Genomic DNA, 21,455 nt, shown 5'->3' on the forward strand with positions numbered 1-21,455 from the left:
CAGCTTGTCTGGGCAGGAAAAAGAGCGCCGTGGCGAGTGAGCAGTAGCGGCACTTTGGCATACACTTCACGGACACGCCATGAGGGTACGAAATTGTCGGAACGAAGCCATGGTTTGCAGTCATGGATCGATCGCCTGAACCAAGCAGAACTGCCCGCACTGGCTGCCGTGGTGCAGGATCTGCAACGCCTCGCGCAGCAGGATTCTGCCTCGGTGCAGCAATTGGCCGAGGTGTTGCTGCGTGATGCGGCGCTGACCAGCAAGGTGCTGCGAGTCGGCAACAGCGTCTACTACAACCCGTCCCAGGAAACCATCAAGACCATCTCGCGGGCCATCGTGCTGATCGGCTTCGACAACGTGCGCCTGATCGGCTTGTCGGTGAGCCTGATCGACGGCTTGCTCACGCGCGCCCCGCGCGAGCAACTGCAGGAGTTGCTTGCACGCTCCTTTCACGCCGCCGTGCAGGCGCGCAACATTGCCGGCTACGTGCTCTCCAGGCATGCCGAGGAAGTGTTCATTGCCGCCTTGCTCCATCATCTGGGCGAGCTGGCATTCTGGGGCTGTGGCGGCGAGCAGGCGGACGAGTTGGCCGCAGCCCTGGCGCAGCCCGGAGTCGAGGTCGAGGAGGTGGTGCGCGAGGTGCTCGGCACCAGCTTCCGGCAGCTCACCCAAGGGCTGGTGAAAAGCTGGAACCTCGGTGAGACGGTCAGCCTCGCCCATGCCGGCGCCAACCAGCACGACCCGGCGGCATACGCTGTGCAGCTGGGGGTACGCATCAGCGAGGCCGCGCTGCAGGGCTGGGAGTCGCCGGAGATGGAGGCGGTGCTGGCGAAGATGGCGGCATTCGTCGACCTCAGCGCCGAGGACGCCCTACAGCAGGTGCTGGCCAGCGCCGAGGAAGCGGTCAAGGTGGCCTCGACCTTTGGCGCCAGCAAGCTGTGCCGGCTTATTCCCAATACCGATCCCGAGCAGATCCGCCTGCAGCAGGAAGAACGCAAGGCGCGTCTGCTGCAACCCGACCTGCTGGTGATGCAGCAGGCATTGCAGGACCTGGGCCTGATGATCAGCGCCCGGGCCGATGTCGGCCTGGTGCTCGATACCCTGCTCAAGGGCTTACACCGTGGCGCTGGCCTGGAGCGGGTGATGCTCACGGTGCTGGCCGAAGGGCAAAGCCGCTTTCGCGCCAAGCGCGTGATTGGCGACAAGAGCGAGCAATGGCTGCAGGATTTCGTGCTGCCGGCCGAGCAGGCAGAGCAGCCGCATATCTTCAGTTATGCGCTGCGCCATCGTGAAGCGATCTGGATGGGGGTGCCTGCCAGCTACAACCTCGCCGAGCTGGTGACCCAGCCTATTCGGCGCAGCCTGGGCAATGGCATGTTCTTCATCGCCCCGATCATCGCCGGCACGCGGGAGATCGGCGTGCTTTACGCCGACAGTCGGCTTTCCGGGCGAGCGCTACGACACGAGCAGTTCGTCGCCTTTCAGCGCTTCACCCAGTTGACGGGGCGCTGCCTGGAGGCCATCAGCAAGCGCTGATCAGGGCAGATAGAGGGTCAGCATCTGCCCGGGACGCAGCTTGTTGCTGCGCGGGTTCCAGGCCTGCAGGCGTTTGAGATCGATCTTGAAGCGTTTGGCGATCACGTACAGCGAGTCGCCACTCTGCACGCGATAGTAGGTGGCCTTGTCCCGCGAGCTGGCGCTGCTGCGCGTTGTGGCGGGAGCCTGAGGGGCGTTGGCCGCCAGGGTGAGCACCTGGCCGACTTTCAGCTGATTGCCTTGCAGCTTGTTCCAGCGCTTGAGGTCATGCACAGCCACCTGATTGCTGCGCGCGATTTGCCACAGGTTGTCGCCATTCTTCACCCGATAGGTACGGCTGGCAGCGCTTTGCGCAACGTTGCGCTGCTGGTACAGCGGCTCGTTCGGCATACTGCCGGGCTTGGCGGGAATGGTCAGCACCTGGCCGATTCTCAGGTTGTTGCTGCTCAGACGGTTGACGTCCTTGATTATTTTCACCGACAGGTGATGACGGTTGGCGATGGCGTGCAGGCTGTCGCCGGAGCGTACGCTGTAGCTCTGCCAATCGACCAGTTCCTGCGGCTTCATCAGAGCCAGGTTGGCGCTGAGCAGCTCGGCTTTATCGGTCGGTACCAGCAGGTGCTGTGGGCCGTCGAGGGTGATACCGCGCTTGTAGGCGGGGTTGAGCTGCAGCAGTTGCTGCTCCTCCAGGTCAGCCAGTTTGGCCACGCGGGCCAGATCCATGTGTTGCTTGATGGCGATCTGTTCGAAGTAGGGCTCGTTGGCGATCGGTGACAGACTCACGCCGAAGGCTTCGGGCGTCAGGATCACCTGCGACAGCGCCAGTAGCTTGGGCACGTAGTCCTCGGTTTCCTTGGGCAGCGACAGGTTCCAGTAGTCGCTGGGCAGGCCGAGCTTCTCGTTGCGCTCGATCGCGCGGCTGACACGACCTTCGCCGGCATTGTAGGCCGCCAGGGCGAGCAGCCAGTCGCCATTGAACATTTCGTGCAGGCGGCTCAGATAGTTGAGTGCAGCCTCGGTCGAGGCGGTGACATCTCGGCGGCCGTCGTACCAATTGGTCTGACGCAGGTTGAAGTGGCGGCCGGTGGAGGGAATGAATTGCCAGAGGCCGACGGCGTGGGCCGAGGAGTAGGCCTGTGGGTCGTAGGCGCTTTCGATCACTGGCAGCAGCGCCAGCTCCATCGGCATGTCGCGTTCGGCCAGGCGCTCGACAATGTAGTGAATATAAGGCGCGCTGCGCTCGCTCACGGTGTCGACATGCTTCGGGTTGCTGGCGTACCACAGGCGCACGCGTTCGATGCGCGGGTTGATGCCGATTTCATCCTGCAGCTTGAAACCGTCGCGCACCCGATCCCAAATGTCGCTGTATTCGTGCGGTTTGACTTCGCTGTCGAGCCACTCAGGCTCAGGCTGCAAGCCCACGGCCCGGGAGGTGTCGGTAGAGCGATCCGGCGAGTCGCTGGGTAGGCTCTGACAGCCGGCCAGGATCAGGCTGCACATCACCGCGAGCGCTCGAGCGCTTCGCACCAATGCCTTTAATTTCAATGGTTTAGGTGATGATGCAGGCATTGGGCGAGGGGGCTGTCCCGGCGAAAAGGTCGGGCGATTCTAGGAACCGAAGCGGGGGTGGTCAAGTTTTCGCCAGCCTTTTGTGACCTGCATTCAGGTTGGCACGGCGATGCCGCGAGCGAAGTGAGCCAGCGACATCATCGCCGGGTCTTTGCAGGGATCAGAAGCTGTCTTTCCAGGAGCGCAGACAAGCGAATACGCCGCTCGGCTCGCTCGATTGTCCGCTCTCGCGTCCTTTTGCCGCAGCGATGATCGAAGGCTCGCCGGTGCGCAGGAAGGGGTTGGTCGCCAGCTCCAGTTCGATGTTCGATGGCAGGCTGATACGGCCTTCTTCACGCCAGCGAGTCACTTCGGCCAGGCGTTCGCTCAGGCGCGTATTGTCTGGCTCGACTGCATGGGCGAAGCGCAGGTTGCTCAGGGTGTACTCGTGGGTGCAGTACACCTGCGTGCTGGCGGGCAGGGCAGCGAGGCGGCTCAGTGACTGGTGCATTTGCTGCGGCGTACCTTCGAACAGGCGGCCGCAACCGCCAGCGAACAGCGTATCGCCGCAGAACAGCAAATTCTGCTGCGCCTGGTAGTAGGCAATGTGGCCGAGGGTGTGGCCCGGCACGGCCATGACCTGGAAACGCAGGCCGAGCACCTCGACCTCATCGTTGTCGCTCAGGTCGAGGTCGCGGGCCGGGATCTTCTCCGCGGCCGGGCCGGCGACACGTGCGCCGGTGGCGTTCTTCAGCGTCTCGACGCCGCCGACATGATCGAAGTGATGATGGGTGATCAGGATATCGCTGAGCTGCCAATCCGGATGAGCCTGCAGCCATGCCTGTACCGGCGCTGCATCACCGGGATCGACCACGGCGCAGCGCCTGGTGTCGGCATCCTGCAGCAGCCAGATATAGTTGTCATTGAAGGCGGGCAGCGCGTCGATCTGAATCATTGCGGGTCGCTAAGCTGGTGATAAAGGTGCATCTTAGACACGACATGCAGAACCTGTCATGCGGAGGCAGCGATGACTGATCAGGCATTCGCCCAGGCCGACCCGGAGTGGCTCAAGCTTATCGGCGAGGCGCGCGACTGGCTTGCCGGGCCACTCGGGCAACTGTTGCTCGAAGAAGAACGGCGCTTGCTGGAGCAAGAGCTGGCACGTTTCTTCGGCGGGTATCTGGTGAGTTACGGGCCCGGTGCCGAAGGCCCGCCCGAGGCCGGGCAGATTCAGCACAACGTGCGCCTCGGCGCACCGATGCCCGGGGTGCAGATCGTCTGCGAGGAGCAATCCTGGCCCTTGGGCGAGCACGCTGCCGATGTGGTGGTGCTGCAGCACGGCCTCGATTTCAGCCTGTCGCCGCATGGGCTTTTGCGTGAAGCGGCCCGCAGCGTTAGGCCTGGCGGACATCTGTTGATTCTGGGCATCCATCCCTGGAGTACCTGGGGCGTGCGCAGGCTGTTCGCTCAGGACGGCTTGGCCAGGGCGCGTTGCATCGCGCCGAGCCGCGTCGGTGACTGGTTGAGCTTGCTGGGTTTCGCGTTGGAGAAACGTCGCTTCGGGTGCTATCGTCCGCCGCTCGCTTCGCTGGCCTGGCAAATGCGCCTGCGGCGAATGGAGGGTTGGGGTGACGCCTGGCAGTTGCCTGGGGCCGGTTTCTACCTGTTGGTGGCGCGCAAACTGGTGGTCGGCTTGCGCCCCTTGCGGCAATCGCGCCGCGAGCCGATGGGCAAGTTGCTGCCAATGCCAGTGGCCAAGGTCAGCCGGCGTGACGTCGACAACTGAAGGCCATCCCCCGGCCCGTCAATTCTGTAACAGAGCTTATGAATGTCCGAAACCGATGAAGTGGTGATCTACACCGACGGCGCCTGCAAGGGCAACCCTGGCCCCGGAGGCTGGGGGGCGTTGCTGGTCTATAAAGGTGTGGAAAAGGAATTGTGGGGCGGCGACCCGAGCACTACCAACAACCGCATGGAACTGATGGCGGCGATTGCCGGCCTGATCGCACTGACGCGGCCCTGCTCGGTCAAGCTGGTGACCGACTCGCAGTACGTGATGAAGGGCATCCAGGAATGGCTGCCGAACTGGAAGAAGCGCGGCTGGAAGACCGCCGCCAAAGAGCCGGTGAAAAATGCCGACCTCTGGCAGAAGCTGGACGAGGAAGTGAATCGTCATCAGGTGAGCTGGCAGTGGGTGCGCGGCCATACCGGCCACCCCGGCAACGAGCGGGCGGACCAGTTGGCCAATCGCGGGGTCGACGAGGTGCGTTCGGCGCGCTGAGCCACATGAGTTAATATGCCGCGCTTGAATGTGCGACAACCCGAATAGATGAGAGAGGCAAGGCGTGACAACCGAGAACACCGTCAAGCGCTACGTGGTGCTGGATACCGAAACCACCGGTATGCCGGTCACCGACGGGCACCGCATCATCGAAATCGGTTGTGTCGAGTTGCTGGGGCGTCGTCTGACCGGGCGTCATTTCCACGTCTACCTCAACCCTGATCGCGAGATCGATGAAGGCGCCATCGCGGTTCACGGCATCACCAACGAGTACGTAGCCGACAAGCCGCGGTTCAAGGAGGTCGCCGATGAATTCTACGAGTTCATCAAGGGCGCCCAGCTGATCATCCATAACGCGGCGTTCGACGTCGGCTTCATCAACAACGAGTTCGCCCTGCTGGGGCAGAGCGAGCGCGCCGACGTCAGCGATTACTGCTCGGTGCTCGATACCCTGATGATGGCGCGCGAACGTCATCCGGGCCAGCGCAACAGTCTCGATGCGCTGTGCAAGCGCTACGGCGTCGACAACTCCAACCGCGAACTGCACGGCGCCTTGCTCGACTCGGAGATCCTCGCCGACGTTTACTTGGCGATGACCGGTGGGCAGACCAATCTGTCGCTGGCGGGAGAGGGTGCTGATGGCGATGGCAGCGGGCGTCAGCAGGCCACGCCGATTCGTCGCCTGGACCCTGCACGCCCGCGTACTCGCGTCATTCGTGCCAGCGAGGAAGAGCTGGCGGCGCACCTGGCGCGTCTGGCAGTGATCGAAAAAGCCGCTGGCGGCCCCTCGCTTTGGGCGCAGATGGAGGCGCCTGAATAACCGAACAGCGCAATTGCGACCTTTTCTTATAGCGTGATGCGCAGGGGGTTCCGCCGATCAGGGCGAGCCTCTAACCTGAAGCGATGGGCAGGCCCGGCCTGCCAGCCTTCAGGACGTCACAATGTATAAAGATCTCAAGTTCCCCGTCCTAATCGTGCACCGCGACATCAAGGCCGACACCGTGGCCGGTGATCGTGTGCGCGCCATCGCTCAGGAACTCACCCAGGACGGCTTCAGCATCCTGCCCACGGCCAGTGCCGCCGAGGGGCGTATCGTCGCCTCCACCCACCATGGCCTGGCCTGCATTCTGGTGGCTGCCGAGGGCGCGGGGGAGAACAGTCGGCTGCTGCAGGACATGGTCGAGCTGATTCGCGTGGCTAGGGTGCGGGCGCCGCAGCTGCCGATCTTCGCCCTGGGCGAGCAGGTCACCATCGAGAATGCGCCGGCCGAGGCCATGGCTGATCTCAACCACCTACGCGGTATTCTCTATCTCTACGAAGACACCGTGTCCTTCCTGGCCCGGCAGGTGGCGCGCGCGGCGCACAACTACCTCGATGGTCTGTTGCCGCCGTTCTTCAAGGCGCTGGTGCAGCACACCGCCCAGTCCAACTACTCCTGGCACACGCCGGGCCACGGCGGTGGCGTGGCCTACCGCAAGAGCCCGGTGGGCCAGGCTTTCCACCAGTTCTTTGGCGAGAACACCCTGCGTTCCGATCTGTCCGTCTCGGTACCGGAGCTGGGCTCGCTGCTCGACCATACCGGCCCGCTGGCCGAGGCCGAAGCCCGTGCGGCGCGCAATTTCGGCGCCGACCACACCTTCTTCGTGATCAACGGCACCTCGACGGCGAACAAGATCGTCTGGCATTCGATGGTCGGGCGCGATGACCTGGTGCTGGTGGACCGCAACTGCCACAAATCGATTCTGCACTCGATCATCATGACCGGCGCGATCCCGCTCTATCTGTGCCCCGAGCGTAACGAGCTGGGCATCATCGGGCCGATTCCGCTGTCGGAGTTCAGCCGCGAATCGATCCAGGCCAAGATCGATGCCAGCCCGCTGGCCCGCGGCCGGGCGCCCAAGGTCAAGCTGGCGGTGGTGACCAACTCCACCTACGACGGGCTCTGCTACAACGCCGAGATGGTCAAGCAGGCCCTTGGCGACTCGGTCGAGGTGCTGCATTTCGATGAAGCCTGGTATGCCTACGCGGCATTCCATGAGTTCTACGCCGGCCGTTATGGCATGGGTACGCAGTGCGACGAGCATTCGCCGCTGGTATTCACCACCCATTCCACGCACAAGCTGCTGGCGGCCTTCAGTCAGGCTTCGATGATCCACGTGCAGGATGGTGGCCAGCGCCAGCTGGACCGCGACCGCTTCAACGAAGCTTTCATGATGCACATTTCCACCTCGCCGCAGTACGGCATCATCGCCTCGCTGGACGTAGCCTCGGCCATGATGGAAGGCCCGGCCGGGCGCTCGCTGATTCAGGAGACCTTCGACGAGGCGCTGAGCTTCCGTCGCGCCCTGGCCAACGTACGGCGCAACCTCGAAGCCGAGGACTGGTGGTTCAGCATCTGGCAACCGGGCGAGGCGGACGGCGCCGACAGTCTGTCGACCGCGGACTGGGTGTTGCAGCCGGACGCCGACTGGCATGGCTTCGGCGAAGTGGCCAGCGATTACGTGCTGCTCGATCCGATCAAGGTCACCCTGGTGATGCCCGGCCTCAATGCCGCCGGCAAGCTGGAACAGCAGGGCATTCCCGCCGCGGTGGTCAGCAAGTTTCTCTGGGAGCGTGGCCTGGTGGTGGAAAAGACCGGTCTGTACTCCTTCCTGGTGCTGTTCTCCATGGGCATCACCAAGGGCAAGTGGAGCACGCTGCTGACCGAGCTGCTGGAGTTCAAGCGCAGCTACGACGCCAATCTGCCGCTGATCGACGTATTGCCCTCCATTGCCCACGCTGGCGGCGGGCATTATCAGGGCATGGGCCTGCGTGACCTGTGCGACGCGTTGCATGGCTGCTATCGCGAAAATGCCACGGCCAAGGCGCTGAGGAGCATGTACACGGCATTGCCGGAGCTGGCGATCAAGCCCGCCGATGCCTACGACCGCCTGGTGCGCGGCGAGGTGGAAGCGGTGCCCATCGACCAGTTGCAGGGGCGTATAGCCGCGGTGATGCTGGTGCCTTACCCGCCTGGCATTCCGCTGATCATGCCGGGTGAGCGCTTTACCGCCGCCACGCGCTCGATTCTCGATTACCTGGCGTTCGCCAGGACCTTCGATCAGGCGTTTCCGGGTTTCGATATCGATGTGCACGGCCTGCAAACCGAAACGGGCGAGTACTGCGTGGACTGCCTGGTCGAATAAGCGTGTGCGGATCTGTCGAGGCGCAAGATCCTCGACAGATCAATCCCTTATCTCTGTCATTCAAAGCAGTTGCTAACGTGCTGGGGCGTGCCCTGCGTCACAGTGGCAAGCATCGACTTTTATGCCGTGCTTGTTATAGTTGCTCGGTTATTAATCACAAAATAGTTACTGCGCTGCCAAGCCGCGGCCAAGGATGCCTGCCATGTCCGACTACCAAGCCTTCCGCGTCGAGCTGGTGGGCAAGATCGCCCACGTACAGATCAACCGCCCGGACAAGATCAACGCGATGAATGCCGACTTCTGGCGCGAGATCATCGAGATCTTCCAGTGGGTCGATGACAACGATGCGGTGCGCGTGGTGGTGCTTTCCGGCGCGGGCAAACACTTCTCGTCGGGTATCGACCTGATGCTGCTGGCCTCGGTTGGCGCCCAGTTGGGCAAGGATGTCGGTCGCAATGCCACGGCGCTACGCCGCAAGATTCTCGAACTGCAAGCCTCGTTCAACGCGGTCGACAATTGCCGCAAGCCGGTGCTGGCGGCCATCCAGGGTTACTGCATCGGCGGCGCCATCGACCTGATCAGCGCCTGTGACATGCGTTATTGCACGGTCGATGCGCAGTTCTCGATCAAGGAAATCGACATGGGCATGGCCGCCGACGTCGGCACCCTGCAGCGCCTTCCGCGCATCATCGGCGACGGCATGATGCGTGAGCTGGCCTATACCGGGCGCAGCATCGACGGTCACGAGGCGGCCCGTATCGGCCTGGTCAACCGCACCTACGACGATCAGGAAGGCTTGCTCGCCGGTGTGATGGAACTGGCCGGGCAGATCGCTGCCAAGTCGCCGATTGCCGTGCGCGGTACCAAGGAAATGATTCGCTACATGCGCGACCACCGCGTCGACGATGGCCTGGAGTACATCGCCACCTGGAACGCCGCCATGCTGCAATCCGAAGACCTGCGCCTGGCCATGGCGGCGCACATGACCAAGCAGAAGCCGGAGTTCGTCGACTGATGCCGTATTCGCTGATGTTCGTTGCGAGGCCTAGAGCATGGTAAGTGGAGCTACATCGCTGAACCTGGTGCGCGACGAGCTGTTCGTCACCATGGAAGAGGCCGAGCAGAGCCTTGAACACTTCATCGCCGAGCGGCATAACGGCAGCCTGCTGCAACAGGCGGTGGAAAGCCTGCATCAGGTGCGCGGTACGCTCAACCTGATCGAACTGGCTGGCGCCGAGCTGCTGGCGCAGGAAGTGCTCGATCAGGCCACCGACATCCCCGCGGGTGCCGGTGAAGAGCGCGACGTACAGCTGGCCGCGCTGAGTAATGCGCTGCATGTGCTGCGCCGCTATCTGGAAAGCGTTGATGCCCATCGGCAGGAAATGCCCGAGCTGCTGCTGCCGGCGATCAATGATCTGCGTCAGGCTGGCGCGCAACAGCCGCTGCCGGAGAGTTTCTTCTTCAGCGTGCGCCTGGATCATGCACGGCCGCACAGCGCGACTCAGCCGCTCGACGGCGCCGCCAAGCTGGCCGAAGGCAAGCGCCTGCGGCATATGTATCAGGTCGGTTTGCTCGGCTTCATCCGCGAGCAGAATCCGCAGGCCAGTCTCAAGCTGATGGTGCGCGCCATGGCGCGTCTGGACAGCCTGTTCGCCAACGAGCCGCGCGGGCGCATGTGCTGGATCGGCGCGGCCGCCATCGAAGCGCAGTGCGACGGTCAACTGTTGCCACGCAAGGCGCGCAAGCAGCTGTTCTCGCGACTCGACCGCGAACTCAAGCTGATGCTCGGCAACTCCCAGTACGAGGCGCCGCGCAGCCTGCTCAAGGAATTGCTGTACCTGGTCGCGCTGGCCGACAGTCACGGGCCGCTGGCTACTGCCATGCGCGAGGTGTTCGGCCTCACGCCGCTGCCGTTTACCGACCACCTGCTGCAAGAGGAATACCAGCGCCTGGCGGGCCCCGGCCAGGCGGTGATGCGTTCGCTGTCCACGGCGATCCGCGAAGAGCTGGCCAGCGTCAAGGACATGCTCGATCTGCTCGAGCGCGGCACCTTGCAAGGCGAAACCCTGGGGACGCTGCATGCGTTGCTGGGCAAATTGGCCAAGACCCTCGGCATGGTCGGCCTGAGCTCCGCCGGTAACTCGCTCAACGCGCAACTGCCGCAGGTCGCCGCCTGGAGCGAAGACTCGCCGCCCGCACCTGAGCAGTTGCACAAGCTGGCCGATGCGGTGCTTTACGTCGAAGGCATGGTCGCCAGTCTGGAGCGTGGCGAAGGGCGCGAAAGCCGGCCAACTGCCGTTGAGCCCGGCAACGAGGCCGATTCCTTCGCCAGCCACCAGCTCAACGAAGCCCGTATCGTCGTGGTCGATGAAGCGCAGGCCGGCCTGGCCCTGGCCAAGCGCGCCATCACGGCTTATCTGGAGTCGGGCGGCGACAAGATGCACCTGTCCAATGTGCCGTTCAGCCTGCAGGCGGTACGCGGCGGCCTGTGGTTCCTCGAACAGCGCCGTGCAGCGATGCTGGTCGGCGCCTGCGCCGACTATATCCAGACGCGCATGCTCGAATCGGGGCAGATGCCTTCGGAGCAGATGCTGGAAACCCTGGCCGACGCGCTCAGCAGCCTGGAGTATTACCTGGAAGCGGGCGCGGTGATGCGTCCGGAAACCCGTCCCAGCGTGCTCGACCTGGCTGAAGACAGCGTCAAGGCGCTGGGCATGCCGGTGGCGGCCTGATGGTCTGGCGCAACGCCTTTCTCGACCCGGCCCAGCCCGGCGGCTGGGCAGTGCTCTACAGCCAGCAGCACTTTCTTGTCGACAGCAACGGCGTGCTGTTCCCGCGCGACTGGATCAAGCGCCAGGATCTGCCGATCATCGGTGAGCAGGGCATCGGCCATTTTGGCGAGGATGCCGTTTACCTTCTGCAGCTCAAGCCCTCTGCCACTCTGGAGGGCTGCACCTGGCAGAGCCTGCGCCAGTTCATGTTGCAGGGCGAGGCGGAAACCTTCCGCATGCTTACGTATGCCGCGCAGATCGGCACCTGGTACGCCGACCATCGTTTTTGTGGCAGCTGCGGGGCGCCGACTCGCCAGCTTCCCGGTGAGCGGGCGATGCGCTGCGACAGCTGCGAGTCGCAGCACTACCCGCGCTTGGCGCCGAGCATGATCGTGCTGGTCACCCGTGGCGACGAGATCCTCCTGGCGCGCTCGCCGCGCTTCGTGATCGGCGTGTACAGCACGCTGGCCGGCTTCGTCGAGCCGGGCGAGTCGGTGGAGCATTGCGTGGCGCGCGAGGTGCGCGAGGAAGTCGGCCTCGAGGTGAAGAACCTGCACTACATCGGCAGCCAGGGCTGGCCGTTCCCGCATTCGCTGATGCTCGGCTTCCACGCCGAATATGCCGGTGGCGATATCGTCATGCAGGAAGACGAAATCGAGGATGCGCGCTGGTTCCGTGTCGATGACCTGCCGCCGCTGCCGGCATCGCGCTCCATCGCCCGCCATCTGATCGATCTCTACGTCGCCAGGCGCCTGGGCCTGCCCGAGCCGACGCTGTCGGTGTAAAGAACCTTATGTAGGAGCGGCTTCAGCCGCGAATCTCACCGACCATTTCGCGGCTGAAGCCGCTCCTACAGGATCCTGGATAGTCCGCCGGATCAGCCAAACCAGTGCTGCCAGACCAGGCGTGCAGTCAGCGCCAGAACCACGGTGATGAACACCGGGCGAATGAACTTCGAGCCGCCCTTGATCGCCGTGCGCGCGCCGAGGAAGGCACCGACCATCAGCGCCGCTCCCATGCTCAGGCCCAGCACCCAGGCCACCTGGCCAAAGGCGATGAATACCGCCAGCGCCGCGGCGTTGCTGACGAAGTTCATGGTGCGCGCCACACCGCTGGCGCGCACCAGATCGAGCGGATACATCAGCAGGCTGCTGACCGTCCAGAACGCGCCGGTGCCAGGGCCAGCCACGCCATCGTAGAGTCCCAGGCCCAGCCCCTGCGGCCACTGCCGGCCGCGGGCGATCGGCAGATCGTGCTCGGCTGGCGCTTCCGGCATGCGGCCGAACAGCAGGTAGATGCCGCAAGCGAAGACGATCACCGGCAACATCTGGTTGAGCCAGGCAGCCGGCATCCAGTGGGCGATGACGGCGCCGAGCAGGGCGCCGATCAGGGTCGCCAGCAGTGCGTTGCGCCATTGCCTGGGGTCGAACAGCTTGCGCCGGTAGAAGGTCAGGGCAGCGGTGCCCGAGCCGAAGGTAGCACACAGCTTGTTGGTGCCCAGCACCAGGTGCGGCGGCAGGCCGGCGGTCAGCAGTGCGGGGATGGTCAGCAGACCGCCGCCACCGGCAATGGCGTCGATGAAGCCGGCGGCGAAGGCGACCAGGGCGAGAATGGCGAGTGTGCTGGGATCGATGGCGAGCTCGAGGGCGAAAGGCATATCAAAGTGTCGACTTGTGGGCGAGTGCGCAGCCTGCCGGCTGTTCGTCGTGGAGAGAGCTGCGCATAATGCCGGGATTTCGTCAGAGAAGGAACGCAATCAATGCAATACGACGGGTTGGCCTGGGCCGTGGCGCTGTTGGCCGTGTTGGCGCTGCTGGTGGCATTGCGCATTCTGCTCAATACGGGCTGGTTCCTCGGTTGGTTGCGTGGCACCTGTGGTCTGGCATTTCTCGCCCTGGCCGGGCTGGTCGGCCTGGTGGCCTACGACCTGTATGCGTATGAGCCGCTGCAGGTGGGCAAGCCATTGGTCACGCTGAGCTTCAAGGCCGATGGTCCGCAGCGTTATCAGGTGACGCTGCTCGAAGGTAGCCGTGAGCGTACGGTCACGCTCGAGGGCGACATGTGGCAACTCGATGGCCGCTTGATCCGCTGGAAAGGCCTGGCCGAACTGATAGGTCTCGAGCCGGGTTACCGTCTCGAGCGCCTGTCCGGGCGTTTTCTCGCCATCGAACAGCAGGCGCTGGCGCAACATGGCCGCGTGCAGTTGGCCGAAAGCCCCTATGGTGTCGACCTGTGGCGCTGGCTGCGCCTGAACCAGCGCGACCTGCTGCTGTTCGACCCGCAGGCGCTGCGCGTCACCTACCTGCCGATTGCCGCTGATGCGGTGTATAGCGTCAGCCTTACACCAACCGGGCTGCTGGCCGAACCGATGAATCCGGCGGCGGAAGCAGCGTTGAAGGACTGGTAGCGGCCAGCAGGCAGGTAGATGTGGGGTGGGCTTTAGCCCACAGAGTGATTGGTGGGCTGAAGCCCACCCTACAAAGCCGGTAGCGGCGGTGGGGCAGCAGGGCGGATGCCATTTTTATAGCCGGCCTTAGGGGTAAAAAGCTTCGCGGACGAGTCCGCTCCCACAGGCGATCAGCGTAAACGCGACTGGCACAGTTGCTCTTGTGGGAGCGGACCTGTCCGCGAAAACTGTCAGCGTTCACCTCTATCAAGCAAAAAAGCCGCGATCCTGCAACGCGGTCGCGGCCTTCTGTAGCTGACGGGCATTAACCGACTTAATACCTTGTCGCCTGTGTCATCCGGCCTCAGGAGAGGAAGCCGCCATCCACGTTCAGCGCCACGCCGGTGGTGTAGCTGGAGGCGTCGCTGGCCAGGTACAGCACGGTGCCGGCCATCTCGCTGGGGTCGGCCACGCGCTTGAGCGGGATGCGCTGCAGGGCGTGCTTGAGGATGGCGTCGTTCTTGGTCAGCGCCGAGGCGAACTTGGTGTCGGTCAGGCCTGGCAGCAGGGCGTTGCAGCGAATGCCGAACTGGGCGCATTCCTTGGCGAATACCTTGGTCATGCTGATCACCGCCGCTTTGGTCACCGAGTAGATACCCTGGAACTCGCCCGGCGAAATGCCATTGATCGAGGCGACGTTGATGATCGAGCCGCCGCCGTTTTCCTTCATCAGCTTGCCGCCTTCGATGGACATGAAGTAGTAGCCGCGGATGTTCACGTCAACGGTCTTCTGGAAGGCGCCCAGATCGGTGTCCAGCACGTTGCAGAACTGCGGGTTGGTAGCGGCGTTGTTGACCAGAATGTCCAGGCGGCCGAACTGCTCGCGAATCTGTGCGAAGACATTGGTGATCTGCTCCATCTCGCCGATGTGGCAGGCGATGGCGGTGGCCTTGCCGCCTTCGGCGGTAATGGCATCGGCCACGGCTTGGCAGCCGTCGATCTTGCGGCTGGAGACGATCACGTGCGCGCCTTGCTGGGCCAGCAGCTTGGCGATGGCCTCGCCGATGCCGCGGCTGGCGCCGGAGACGAAGGCGATCTTGCCATCGAGGTCGAACAGTTGGGTCTTGGACATTGTAATTACCCCGGGGTTAGAGAGTGGATTTGCCGATGACCTGCAGGCACATCTGCTCCAGCAGCTTGTTCATGTGAATGAACTGAGCGAAGCGCTTGTCCTGGGTCTGGCCGTGATAGAAGCGGTAATAGATCTGCTGGACGATACCGGCCAGGCGGAACAGGCCGTAGGTGTAGTAGAAGTCGAAGTTGTCGATCTTGATGCCGGCTTTCTCGGCGTAGTAGTCGACGAACTGCTGACGCGTGAGCATGCCCGGTGCGTTGCTCGGCTGGCGCCGCATCAGCTGTACCGGCGCCGGGTCGCTGGCCTCGATCCAGTAGGCCAGGGTGTTGCCCAGGTCCATCAGCGGATCGCCGATGGTGGTCATCTCCCAGTCGAGCACCCCGATGATCTGCATCGGGTTGTTCGGGTCGAGGATCACGTTGTCGAAGCGGTAGTCGTTGTGCACGATGCCCGGCTTGTGGTGGTCGGCCGGCATCTTGTCGTTCAGCCAGGCCCTGACCTGCTCCCAGGTCGGCGCATCCGGGGTCAGAGCCTTCTCGTAGCGGTCGCTCCAGCCTCTGATCTGGCGCTCGACATAGCCCTCGGGCTTGCCCAGATCGCCCAGGCCGCAGGCGTCGTAATCGACGTTGTGCAACTCCACCAGTTTATCGATGAAGCTCTTGCACAGCGCGGTAGTCTGCTCGGCGCTGAAGTTCAGCGCGGCCGGCATGTCCGAGCGCAGGATGATGCCCTTGACCCGTTCCATGACGTAGAACTCGGCACCAATCACCGACTCGTCGGTGCAATGCACGTAGGCCTTGGGGCAGTAGGGAAAACCGGCGTTGAGCTGATTGAGAATGCGGTATTCGCGGCCCATGTCATGAGCGGACTTGGCCTTGTGGCCGAACGGCGGGCGGCGCAGCACGAATTCCTGCTCGGGGTATTCGATCAGGTAGGTCAGGTTGGATGCGCCACCGGGAAACTGGCTGATCTTCGCTTCGCCGCTCAGGCCGGGAATGTTGGCCTTCAGGTAACTGTCGATGACGCTGGCGTCGAGCTCTTCGCCTGTGCGGATGCGGGTGGATTGGTCGGTGAGCGCCATACTTATCCCTTCTACTTATGATGGGTGCCCTAGATAATTGGTTAATCTAATGCTGCACCCAAGCCGTCACAAGCAATACGCGCCGATATAGGCGGGCGTGTTGCACCACAATCAAGCTGCCTGATCAGTCACTTTCAGCCTGCTGGAGCGGGGCTGTCAGCAATGCGCAGGGCAAAAAAAACCGGAGTGCCAGGACTCCGGTTTTTTGTTGATGCGATCAGCTAACCAATCAGACCGGGAACAGCTCGCCCAGCTTCATCGCCAGCATCATGTCGCCTTCGGCGCGCAGCTTGCCGGCCATGAAAGCCTGCATGCCGTCGGTTTCGCCGCTGACGATGCCTTTGAGGGTTTCGCTGTCCATGATCAGGGTCACGTTGGCGTTCGGGTTGTCGCCTTGCTCGAGGGCGCAAGTGCCGTCCTTGACGATCAGCGCGTAGTTCTCGCCATCTTCAATGTTGAACTGGAACACCAGATCCAGGCCTGCAGCGGCGCTGGCGTTGAACTTGGATTGCATGGTTTGGGCGATGTCAGCAACACTCATGGTCTTATCCTTTTTTCGGTTTTTTCGCGCAGCCTCGCGGCCGCATTGGGCTGGAGCTCATCGATAGGTGATGAGCTCCGGCGCCTTCAGCAGCTGTAAATGCACATGGCTGTTGAAGGAAGCCAGACTCACCTCGTGGCCGCGGAATTTCAGCTGGCTGAGCGAGGTATTGACGATTTGCCAATTCAGTTCGAAGGCCTTTGCCGAAGGCACGCCGGTGATCAGGCGGAGCAGGGCGGTGATGGTGCCGCCGGAAGTGAACACGGCGATATTCTGTTTGCTGCCTGCCTGCTCGAGGATGCGCCGCAGGCCGCCTTCGACCTGCTCGACATAGGCTTGCCAGCTTTGCAGGCCGGGCTTGTCATGTTCGCCGGATATCCAGCGATGGATCAGCTTGGCGAACAGACGCTGGAACTCGGCTCGGTTTTGCGCGCCATTGCGCAGGATGTGCAGCGCTTCGGGTTCTTCCGGCAGCATATCCGGCAGCAGGGTGCGGATCACCGCGTCGGCATCGAATTCGTTGAAGGCTTCGTCGATATCCAGTGCCGGCGGGCTGCTCATGCGTTGCAGCGCCGCGTCGGCCGTGTGCTGCTGGCGGCGCAGGCTGCCGCTGATGCAGCGATCGAAGGTGATGCCGAGGCGTTCGAGATGTTCGCCCAGCACTTCGGCTTGGCGCACGCCGACAGGAGACAGGACATCGTAGTCGTCTGCACCGAATGAGGCCTGGCCATGTCGAATCAGATAGATGCTGCCCACGTCCGTATCGATCCCGGCACGTTGAATGTTTCGCGAGGTTATGAGGAAGCTCGAGGGCTGTCAACGAAAAAACATACGCTTGTTTGAATCGCTCGTGTGGCCTTTCTGTAGCGCTGACGCGCTTGGCCGCCGAGGCGCTGCGCCGGTATGCTTGAGCCTTCGTGCGCCCAGGCGCTACTGCAATGTCCGAGGGGGATCCGTGGAGTTTCTTAGCGAGTACGCCAGCTTTCTGGCGAAAACCCTGACCCTGGTGGTCGCCATCGTCGTGGCGCTGGTGGCCATCGCCGCCACCCGTGGCCGAGGGCGGCGCGCAGGCGGCCAGCTGCAAGTGGACAAGCTCAATGATTTTTACAGGGACCTGCGCGAGCGCCTGGAACAGAGCGTGCTGCCCAAGGATCAGCTCAAGGCAACGCGCAAGGCGGAGGCCAAGGCCGCCAAGCAGGACAAAAAAGCACCGCCGAGTAAATCGCGCGTGTTCGTGCTGGATTTCGATGGCGACATCAAGGCTTCGGCTACCGACAACCTGCGCCATGAAGTGACTGCGCTGCTGTCCATGGCCAAGGCCGAAGATGAAGTGGTGCTACGCCTGGAAAGCGGTGGTGGCATGGTGCACAGCTATGGTCTGGCATCCTCTCAGCTGGTGCGCATCCGCGATGCCGGCATCCCATTGACTGTGTGCGTGGACAAGGTGGCCGCCAGCGGTGGTTACATGATGGCCTGCATCGGCCAGAAAATTCTCAGTGCGCCGTTCGCCATTCTCGGCTCCATCGGCGTGGTGGCGCAGCTGCCCAACGTGCATCGCCTGCTGAAGAAGCACGAAATCGATTTCGAGGTGCTGACAGCTGGTGAATACAAGCGCACCCTGACCGTGTTCGGCGAGAACACCGAAAAGGGCCGGGAGAAGTTTCAGGAAGACCTGGAAACCACGCACGAGCTGTTCAAGGGCTTCGTCGCGCGTTATCGCCCGCAGCTGGATATCGACGCCATCGCCACTGGCGAAGTCTGGCTGGGCATGGCCGCGCAGGAGCGGCTGCTGGTGGACGAGCTCAAGACCAGCGACCAGTACCTGGCCGAACGTGCCGCCGAAGCTGAACTGTTCCACCTGCACTTCGCTCAGAAAAAGAGCCTGCAGGAACGTGTCGGGCTGGCCGCGAGCATGGCGCTGGATCGCTTCGTGCTGACCTGGTTGAGCCGGCTCAACCAGCAGCGCTTCTGGTAACGCTTCGTTCAGGACGGGTTGCGTGGCCGACTCGCGCTGCGCAGCGAACCACGACAAGAGGAGAGGGTGATGACCGAGTTCAAGGCCTTGCTGGTCAGTGAAGGCACCGACGGCAGCTTCCAGCGTGAAGTCGTTCAGCGCAACGTCGAGCAACTGCCGCAAGGCGAACTGCTTATTCGCGTGCGCTATTCATCGCTGAACTACAAGGATGCGCTGTCCGCCAGTGGCAATCGCGGCGTGACCAAGGCGTATCCGCATACGCCCGGCATCGACGCAGCGGGTGTAGTCGAGGCTTCCAGCGTGGCCGAGTTCGCCGTTGGTGATGAGGTCATCGTCACCGGCTACGACCTGGGCATGAACACCGCAGGCGGCTTCGGCCAGTACATCCGCGTGCCGGCGGCCTGGGCGATCAAGCGCCCGCAAGGCCTGCCGCTGCGCGAGGCGATGATCCTCGGTACTGCCGGGCTGACCGCTGCACTGTGCGTGGACAAGCTGGAGCAGGCTGGCGTCACGCCCGAGGCCGGAACCGTATTGGTCACCGGCGCCACGGGCGGTGTCGGCAGCATTGCCGTGGTGCTGCTCAAGCAGTTGGGCTATCGCGTCGCCGCCGCGACCGGCAAGGCCGAACAGGCTGAGTTCCTGCGCGGCCTGGGTGCTGAGGAAATCATCAGTCGTGAAGAGCTGCAGCAGGGCAGCGAGCGGCCGATGCTCAAGGAGCGCTGGGCGGCTGCGGTGGATACGGTGGGCGGCGACATTCTGTTCAACGTGGTCAAGTCGCTGCGCCACAGCGGCAGCGTGGCCTGTTGCGGGTTGACCGCTGGCGTCGGCTTCCAGGCCAGCGTACTGCCGTTCATCCTGCGCGGGGTCAACCTGCTGGGCGTGGACTCGGTGGAACTGCCGCTGGTGGTCAAGGCATCGATGTGGGACAAGCTGTCGCTGCAGTGGAAACTCGATCTTTCCCCGCTGCGCCGGGAAGTCGGGTTGGCGGAGCTGCCCGAGGCCATCGAGCGCATATTGGCTGGCGGCATGGTCGGGCGCATCCTGGTGCGGCTCGATTGAGCACTGAGCGAGGCCCGTCGATGACGGGCCTCTGCATTTTCAGGCCTGGCTGACGTACATGGTGATTTCTGCGCGCAGTACCGGTTTGTCACCGACGTACGCCATCACCGGCACCTTGATGTCGCCGGTCTGACCCCAATCTACTTCGCTGCCGTCGGCCACCGTGCGGATATCGCCATCGGCCTTGGCCAGGTACTCGACCGTCATGCCCTTGGGAATCCAGCGGCACCCAGCAGGAATGGAGGCGTCGGTCATGCTGCCGGCGGCGAGCTCGGCGGCATTGCACAGCGCGATGGCATGTACCGTGCCGATATGATTCAGCACCTCACGGCGCTTGGCGAAATGCACCTCGGCATAGCCTGGGCGCAGTTCGACCATCTGCGGTGCGATGCTGGCGAAATAGGGGGCGACTTGACCGATCATCGCGCTGAACTGGGCAGCGCCGGCCTGCTGAAACATCTGCAACATCTGACTCATGACTCTCTCCTGCGTATTGGCGATTGAAGATGAGCGCGCGCCGAGGCAGTATACGAGCATTAGAAATTTATTCTAGAAAAATATTCTAGTCATGGAGAGCGACATGGCCCGTCCATCACGCAAAGACGAGATCCTGCAGGCTGCGCTGGCCTGTTTCACCGAGCATGGCGTTGACGCCACCACTATCGAGATGATTCGTGACCGTTCTGGCGCGAGCATCGGTAGCCTGTATCACCACTTCGGCAACAAGGAGCGGATCATCGCCGCACTCTATCTGGCCGGCACTGCGCAATACGCCGAGCTGCTACAGCGCGGTTTCGCCGACGCAGCCAGCGCCGAAGCCTGCGTCAAGCTGCTGGTGACCAGCTATATCGACTGGGTGGTGGCCAATCCGGATTGGGCGCGCTTTATCCTGCACAGTCGCAGCCGGGTCGAAGCTGGGGAAATGGGTGATGCCCTGCGCGAAGCCAATCGCCAACATTTTGCGCAGATTCTCTCGGCGCTCGCCGAGTACCGTCTGCAGGGGCTGTTCAAGGCGCTGCCGGATGACTGTTTCGCCTCGGTGGTGATTGGGCCTACCCAGGATCTGGCGCGCAATTGGCTAGCTGGCCGCACCCTGAGCGAGCTGGCAGACTGCCGCGAGCTGCTGGCGCAGATCGCCTGGGACAGCGTGAAAAGCAGCGGCTAGTCGAAGCGATAGATATCCATACCCAGCGCACCATAGGTGAAACCACTGTGCGCCACGGAAAAGGTGCCGCCAGCACCGCGGGCGAAAAACAGCGGCAGCAGGTGCTCTTCACTGGGGTGATTGCGTACGGCATTCGGTGCCAGGCGACGATACTGGTGCAAGGCCTGTTCATCGTTCGCTTCAAGCTTTTCCACCACCCAGTCGCGAAACTCCTTGGCCCAAGGCGTGATGACGTCTGGGCCGGCGCGCCAGTTCAGTTCGCCCAGGTTGTGAGTGATGCTGCCGGAGCCGATCAGCAGGATGCCTTGCTCACGCAGACTGGCCAGCGCCCGCCCGATACGGGTCTGCAGTTCAGGGCCCGCGTGGCTGGGCAGCGACAACTGCAGCACGGGAATGTCGGCGTGCGGATACATCAGCGACAGCGGCACCCAGGCGCCATGGTCGAACGGGCGCTGCGTATCGAGCTCGGCCGGCAGCCCGGCCTCGTTCAATTGCCGGGCGATATCGCCGGCCAGTTGCGGCGCTCCGGGCGCGGGGTACTGCAACGCATAGAGACGGGCCGGAAAGCCACCGAAGTCGTGCCAGGTTTGCGGTTGCTCGCCAGCGGTCAGCAGCAGGTGCTGGCTTTCCCAGTGCGCCGACACCACTAGAACGGCCTTGGGTCTCGACAGCTCGGCGGCCAGTTTGGCCAGGGCCGGGCCACTGGCGCCCGGCTCCAATGCCAGCATGGGCGAGCCGTGGGAAATGAACAGCGAGGGCAACATGGCGATCAGCTCCTGAATTAGGATGTTG

At 63.1% G+C, this 21,455-nt stretch carries 21 protein-coding genes; 12 read left to right on the forward strand and 9 right to left on the reverse strand.

Annotated features, from left to right (window positions below):
* The first annotated feature begins 93 nt into the window (after window positions 1-93).
* Window positions 94-1,536 carry an HDOD domain-containing protein gene (locus P3C50_RS03545; protein WP_275544890.1) on the forward strand — a complete coding sequence of 481 codons (1,443 nt, stop codon included), beginning with the start codon at window positions 94-96 and terminating at the stop codon, window positions 1,534-1,536.
* On the opposite strand, the gene P3C50_RS03550 is transcribed toward P3C50_RS03545, so the two are convergent.
* Both P3C50_RS03550 and gloB read right to left on the reverse strand, forming a co-directional pair.
* Window positions 1,537-3,105 (reverse strand): LysM peptidoglycan-binding domain-containing protein, encoded by a 1,569-nt coding sequence (locus tag P3C50_RS03550; protein ID WP_275544891.1) that lies wholly within the window; start codon window positions 3,103-3,105, stop codon window positions 1,537-1,539.
* A 160-nt stretch (window positions 3,106-3,265) separates the two neighbouring features.
* The gene (gene gloB / locus P3C50_RS03555) at window positions 3,266-4,039 is read right to left on the reverse strand and encodes a hydroxyacylglutathione hydrolase (protein WP_275544892.1); all 774 of its coding nucleotides are present in this window, start codon (window positions 4,037-4,039) and stop codon (window positions 3,266-3,268) included.
* Between the two features lie 72 nt (window positions 4,040-4,111).
* On the opposite strand from gloB, the gene P3C50_RS03560 reads away from it, so the two are divergent.
* From P3C50_RS03560 to nudC, 7 genes are all read left to right on the forward strand, one after another.
* Window positions 4,112-4,870, forward strand: a complete 759-nt coding sequence (locus P3C50_RS03560) for a class I SAM-dependent methyltransferase (RefSeq protein WP_197856391.1) — start codon at window positions 4,112-4,114, stop codon at window positions 4,868-4,870.
* Between the two features lie 42 nt (window positions 4,871-4,912).
* A complete protein-coding gene (rnhA, locus tag P3C50_RS03565; RefSeq protein WP_197856392.1) occupies window positions 4,913-5,365 on the forward strand; it encodes a ribonuclease HI in 453 nt (150 codons plus the stop codon).
* A 94-nt stretch (window positions 5,366-5,459) separates the two neighbouring features.
* Window positions 5,460-6,185 carry a DNA polymerase III subunit epsilon gene (gene dnaQ, locus P3C50_RS03570; protein ID WP_275545338.1) on the forward strand — a complete coding sequence of 242 codons (726 nt, stop codon included), beginning with the start codon at window positions 5,460-5,462 and terminating at the stop codon, window positions 6,183-6,185.
* Between the two features lie 121 nt (window positions 6,186-6,306).
* Window positions 6,307-8,550: an Orn/Lys/Arg decarboxylase N-terminal domain-containing protein gene (locus tag P3C50_RS03575; protein WP_275544893.1), complete on the forward strand. Its 2,244-nt coding sequence runs from the start codon at window positions 6,307-6,309 to the stop codon at window positions 8,548-8,550.
* 202 nt (window positions 8,551-8,752) lie between these two features.
* Window positions 8,753-9,565, forward strand: coding sequence for a crotonase/enoyl-CoA hydratase family protein (locus tag P3C50_RS03580; RefSeq protein ID WP_275544894.1), 813 nt, complete (start codon window positions 8,753-8,755; stop codon window positions 9,563-9,565).
* 37 nt (window positions 9,566-9,602) lie between these two features.
* A complete protein-coding gene (locus tag P3C50_RS03585) occupies window positions 9,603-11,282 on the forward strand; it encodes a ferrous iron transporter B (protein ID WP_275544895.1) in 1,680 nt (559 codons plus the stop codon).
* Window positions 11,282-12,106, forward strand: coding sequence for an NAD(+) diphosphatase (gene nudC / locus P3C50_RS03590; protein WP_275544896.1), 825 nt, complete (start codon window positions 11,282-11,284; stop codon window positions 12,104-12,106). The genes P3C50_RS03585 and nudC overlap by 1 nt, the downstream gene beginning before the upstream one ends.
* A 92-nt stretch (window positions 12,107-12,198) precedes the next feature.
* Here nudC and P3C50_RS03595 read toward each other — a convergent pair whose 3' ends face one another.
* Window positions 12,199-12,978 carry a TSUP family transporter gene (locus P3C50_RS03595; protein WP_275544897.1) on the reverse strand — a complete coding sequence of 260 codons (780 nt, stop codon included), beginning with the start codon at window positions 12,976-12,978 and terminating at the stop codon, window positions 12,199-12,201.
* Window positions 12,979-13,080: 102 nt separating this feature from the next.
* Between P3C50_RS03595 and P3C50_RS03600 the strand changes: the two genes are divergently transcribed.
* Complete coding sequence (locus P3C50_RS03600) at window positions 13,081-13,728, forward strand: hypothetical protein (RefSeq protein ID WP_275544898.1); 648 nt, start codon at window positions 13,081-13,083, stop codon at window positions 13,726-13,728.
* A 343-nt stretch (window positions 13,729-14,071) separates the two neighbouring features.
* Here the strand turns inward: P3C50_RS03600 and P3C50_RS03605 are convergent, their stop codons facing one another.
* The 4 genes from P3C50_RS03605 to P3C50_RS03620 form a co-directional block, all read right to left on the reverse strand.
* Window positions 14,072-14,839: an SDR family oxidoreductase gene (locus P3C50_RS03605; protein WP_275544899.1), complete on the reverse strand. Its 768-nt coding sequence runs from the start codon at window positions 14,837-14,839 to the stop codon at window positions 14,072-14,074.
* A 16-nt stretch (window positions 14,840-14,855) separates the two neighbouring features.
* On the reverse strand, window positions 14,856-15,923 hold the full coding sequence (locus P3C50_RS03610) for a phosphotransferase family protein (protein WP_275544900.1): 1,068 nt from the start codon (window positions 15,921-15,923) through the stop codon (window positions 14,856-14,858).
* A gap of 229 nt (window positions 15,924-16,152) precedes the next feature.
* Window positions 16,153-16,464, reverse strand: a complete 312-nt coding sequence (locus P3C50_RS03615; RefSeq protein ID WP_003459932.1) for an SCP2 sterol-binding domain-containing protein — start codon at window positions 16,462-16,464, stop codon at window positions 16,153-16,155.
* Between the two features lie 57 nt (window positions 16,465-16,521).
* Complete coding sequence (locus P3C50_RS03620) at window positions 16,522-17,220, reverse strand: histidine phosphatase family protein (RefSeq protein ID WP_275544901.1); 699 nt, start codon at window positions 17,218-17,220, stop codon at window positions 16,522-16,524.
* Window positions 17,221-17,419: 199 nt separating this feature from the next.
* Here P3C50_RS03620 and sohB point away from each other — a divergent pair, with 199 nt between their 5' ends.
* Together sohB and P3C50_RS03630 are read left to right on the forward strand one after the other, a co-directional pair.
* Entirely contained in the window at window positions 17,420-18,439 is a 1,020-nt protein-coding gene (gene sohB / locus P3C50_RS03625; protein ID WP_275544902.1) for a protease SohB, read from the forward strand.
* A gap of 69 nt (window positions 18,440-18,508) precedes the next feature.
* The gene (locus tag P3C50_RS03630; RefSeq protein ID WP_275544903.1) at window positions 18,509-19,498 is read left to right on the forward strand and encodes a YhdH/YhfP family quinone oxidoreductase; all 990 of its coding nucleotides are present in this window, start codon (window positions 18,509-18,511) and stop codon (window positions 19,496-19,498) included.
* A gap of 39 nt (window positions 19,499-19,537) precedes the next feature.
* Here P3C50_RS03630 and P3C50_RS03635 read toward each other — a convergent pair whose 3' ends face one another.
* A complete protein-coding gene (locus P3C50_RS03635) occupies window positions 19,538-19,975 on the reverse strand; it encodes a hotdog fold domain-containing protein (RefSeq protein WP_275544904.1) in 438 nt (145 codons plus the stop codon).
* 103 nt (window positions 19,976-20,078) lie between these two features.
* On the opposite strand from P3C50_RS03635, the gene P3C50_RS03640 reads away from it, so the two are divergent.
* A complete protein-coding gene (locus P3C50_RS03640; protein ID WP_275544905.1) occupies window positions 20,079-20,663 on the forward strand; it encodes a TetR/AcrR family transcriptional regulator in 585 nt (194 codons plus the stop codon).
* Here the strand turns inward: P3C50_RS03640 and P3C50_RS03645 are convergent.
* Window positions 20,660-21,427, reverse strand: a complete 768-nt coding sequence (locus P3C50_RS03645; protein ID WP_275544906.1) for a DODA-type extradiol aromatic ring-opening family dioxygenase — start codon at window positions 21,425-21,427, stop codon at window positions 20,660-20,662. The genes P3C50_RS03640 and P3C50_RS03645 overlap by 4 nt on opposite strands.
* Between the last annotated feature and the right edge of the window lie 28 nt (window positions 21,428-21,455).

Origin of the sequence: Pseudomonas sp. Marseille-Q0931, from assembly GCF_940789645.1 — a bacterium.
GTDB lineage: Bacteria > Pseudomonadota > Gammaproteobacteria > Pseudomonadales > Pseudomonadaceae > Aquipseudomonas.

What these genes read in the sequence shown, in the direction of transcription:
- P3C50_RS03550 (WP_275544891.1), bottom strand. Translation starts at nt 3,105, where the DNA reads ATGCCTGCATCATCACCTAAACCATTGAAATTAAAGGCATTGGTGCGA.
- gloB (WP_275544892.1), bottom strand. Translation starts at nt 4,039, where the DNA reads ATGATTCAGATCGACGCGCTGCCCGCCTTCAATGACAACTATATCTGG.
- P3C50_RS03560 (WP_197856391.1), top strand. Translation starts at nt 4,112, where the DNA reads ATGACTGATCAGGCATTCGCCCAGGCCGACCCGGAGTGGCTCAAGCTT.
- rnhA (WP_197856392.1), top strand. Translation starts at nt 4,913, where the DNA reads ATGTCCGAAACCGATGAAGTGGTGATCTACACCGACGGCGCCTGCAAG.
- P3C50_RS03575 (WP_275544893.1), top strand. Translation starts at nt 6,307, where the DNA reads ATGTATAAAGATCTCAAGTTCCCCGTCCTAATCGTGCACCGCGACATC.
- P3C50_RS03580 (WP_275544894.1), top strand. Translation starts at nt 8,753, where the DNA reads ATGTCCGACTACCAAGCCTTCCGCGTCGAGCTGGTGGGCAAGATCGCC.
- P3C50_RS03585 (WP_275544895.1), top strand. Translation starts at nt 9,603, where the DNA reads ATGGTAAGTGGAGCTACATCGCTGAACCTGGTGCGCGACGAGCTGTTC.
- nudC (WP_275544896.1), top strand. Translation starts at nt 11,282, where the DNA reads ATGGTCTGGCGCAACGCCTTTCTCGACCCGGCCCAGCCCGGCGGCTGG.
- P3C50_RS03595 (WP_275544897.1), bottom strand. Translation starts at nt 12,978, where the DNA reads ATGCCTTTCGCCCTCGAGCTCGCCATCGATCCCAGCACACTCGCCATT.
- P3C50_RS03600 (WP_275544898.1), top strand. Translation starts at nt 13,081, where the DNA reads ATGCAATACGACGGGTTGGCCTGGGCCGTGGCGCTGTTGGCCGTGTTG.
- P3C50_RS03605 (WP_275544899.1), bottom strand. Translation starts at nt 14,839, where the DNA reads ATGTCCAAGACCCAACTGTTCGACCTCGATGGCAAGATCGCCTTCGTC.
- P3C50_RS03610 (WP_275544900.1), bottom strand. Translation starts at nt 15,923, where the DNA reads ATGGCGCTCACCGACCAATCCACCCGCATCCGCACAGGCGAAGAGCTC.
- P3C50_RS03615 (WP_003459932.1), bottom strand. Translation starts at nt 16,464, where the DNA reads ATGAGTGTTGCTGACATCGCCCAAACCATGCAATCCAAGTTCAACGCC.
- P3C50_RS03630 (WP_275544903.1), top strand. Translation starts at nt 18,509, where the DNA reads ATGACCGAGTTCAAGGCCTTGCTGGTCAGTGAAGGCACCGACGGCAGC.
- P3C50_RS03635 (WP_275544904.1), bottom strand. Translation starts at nt 19,975, where the DNA reads ATGAGTCAGATGTTGCAGATGTTTCAGCAGGCCGGCGCTGCCCAGTTC.
- P3C50_RS03640 (WP_275544905.1), top strand. Translation starts at nt 20,079, where the DNA reads ATGGCCCGTCCATCACGCAAAGACGAGATCCTGCAGGCTGCGCTGGCC.
- P3C50_RS03645 (WP_275544906.1), bottom strand. Translation starts at nt 21,427, where the DNA reads ATGTTGCCCTCGCTGTTCATTTCCCACGGCTCGCCCATGCTGGCATTG.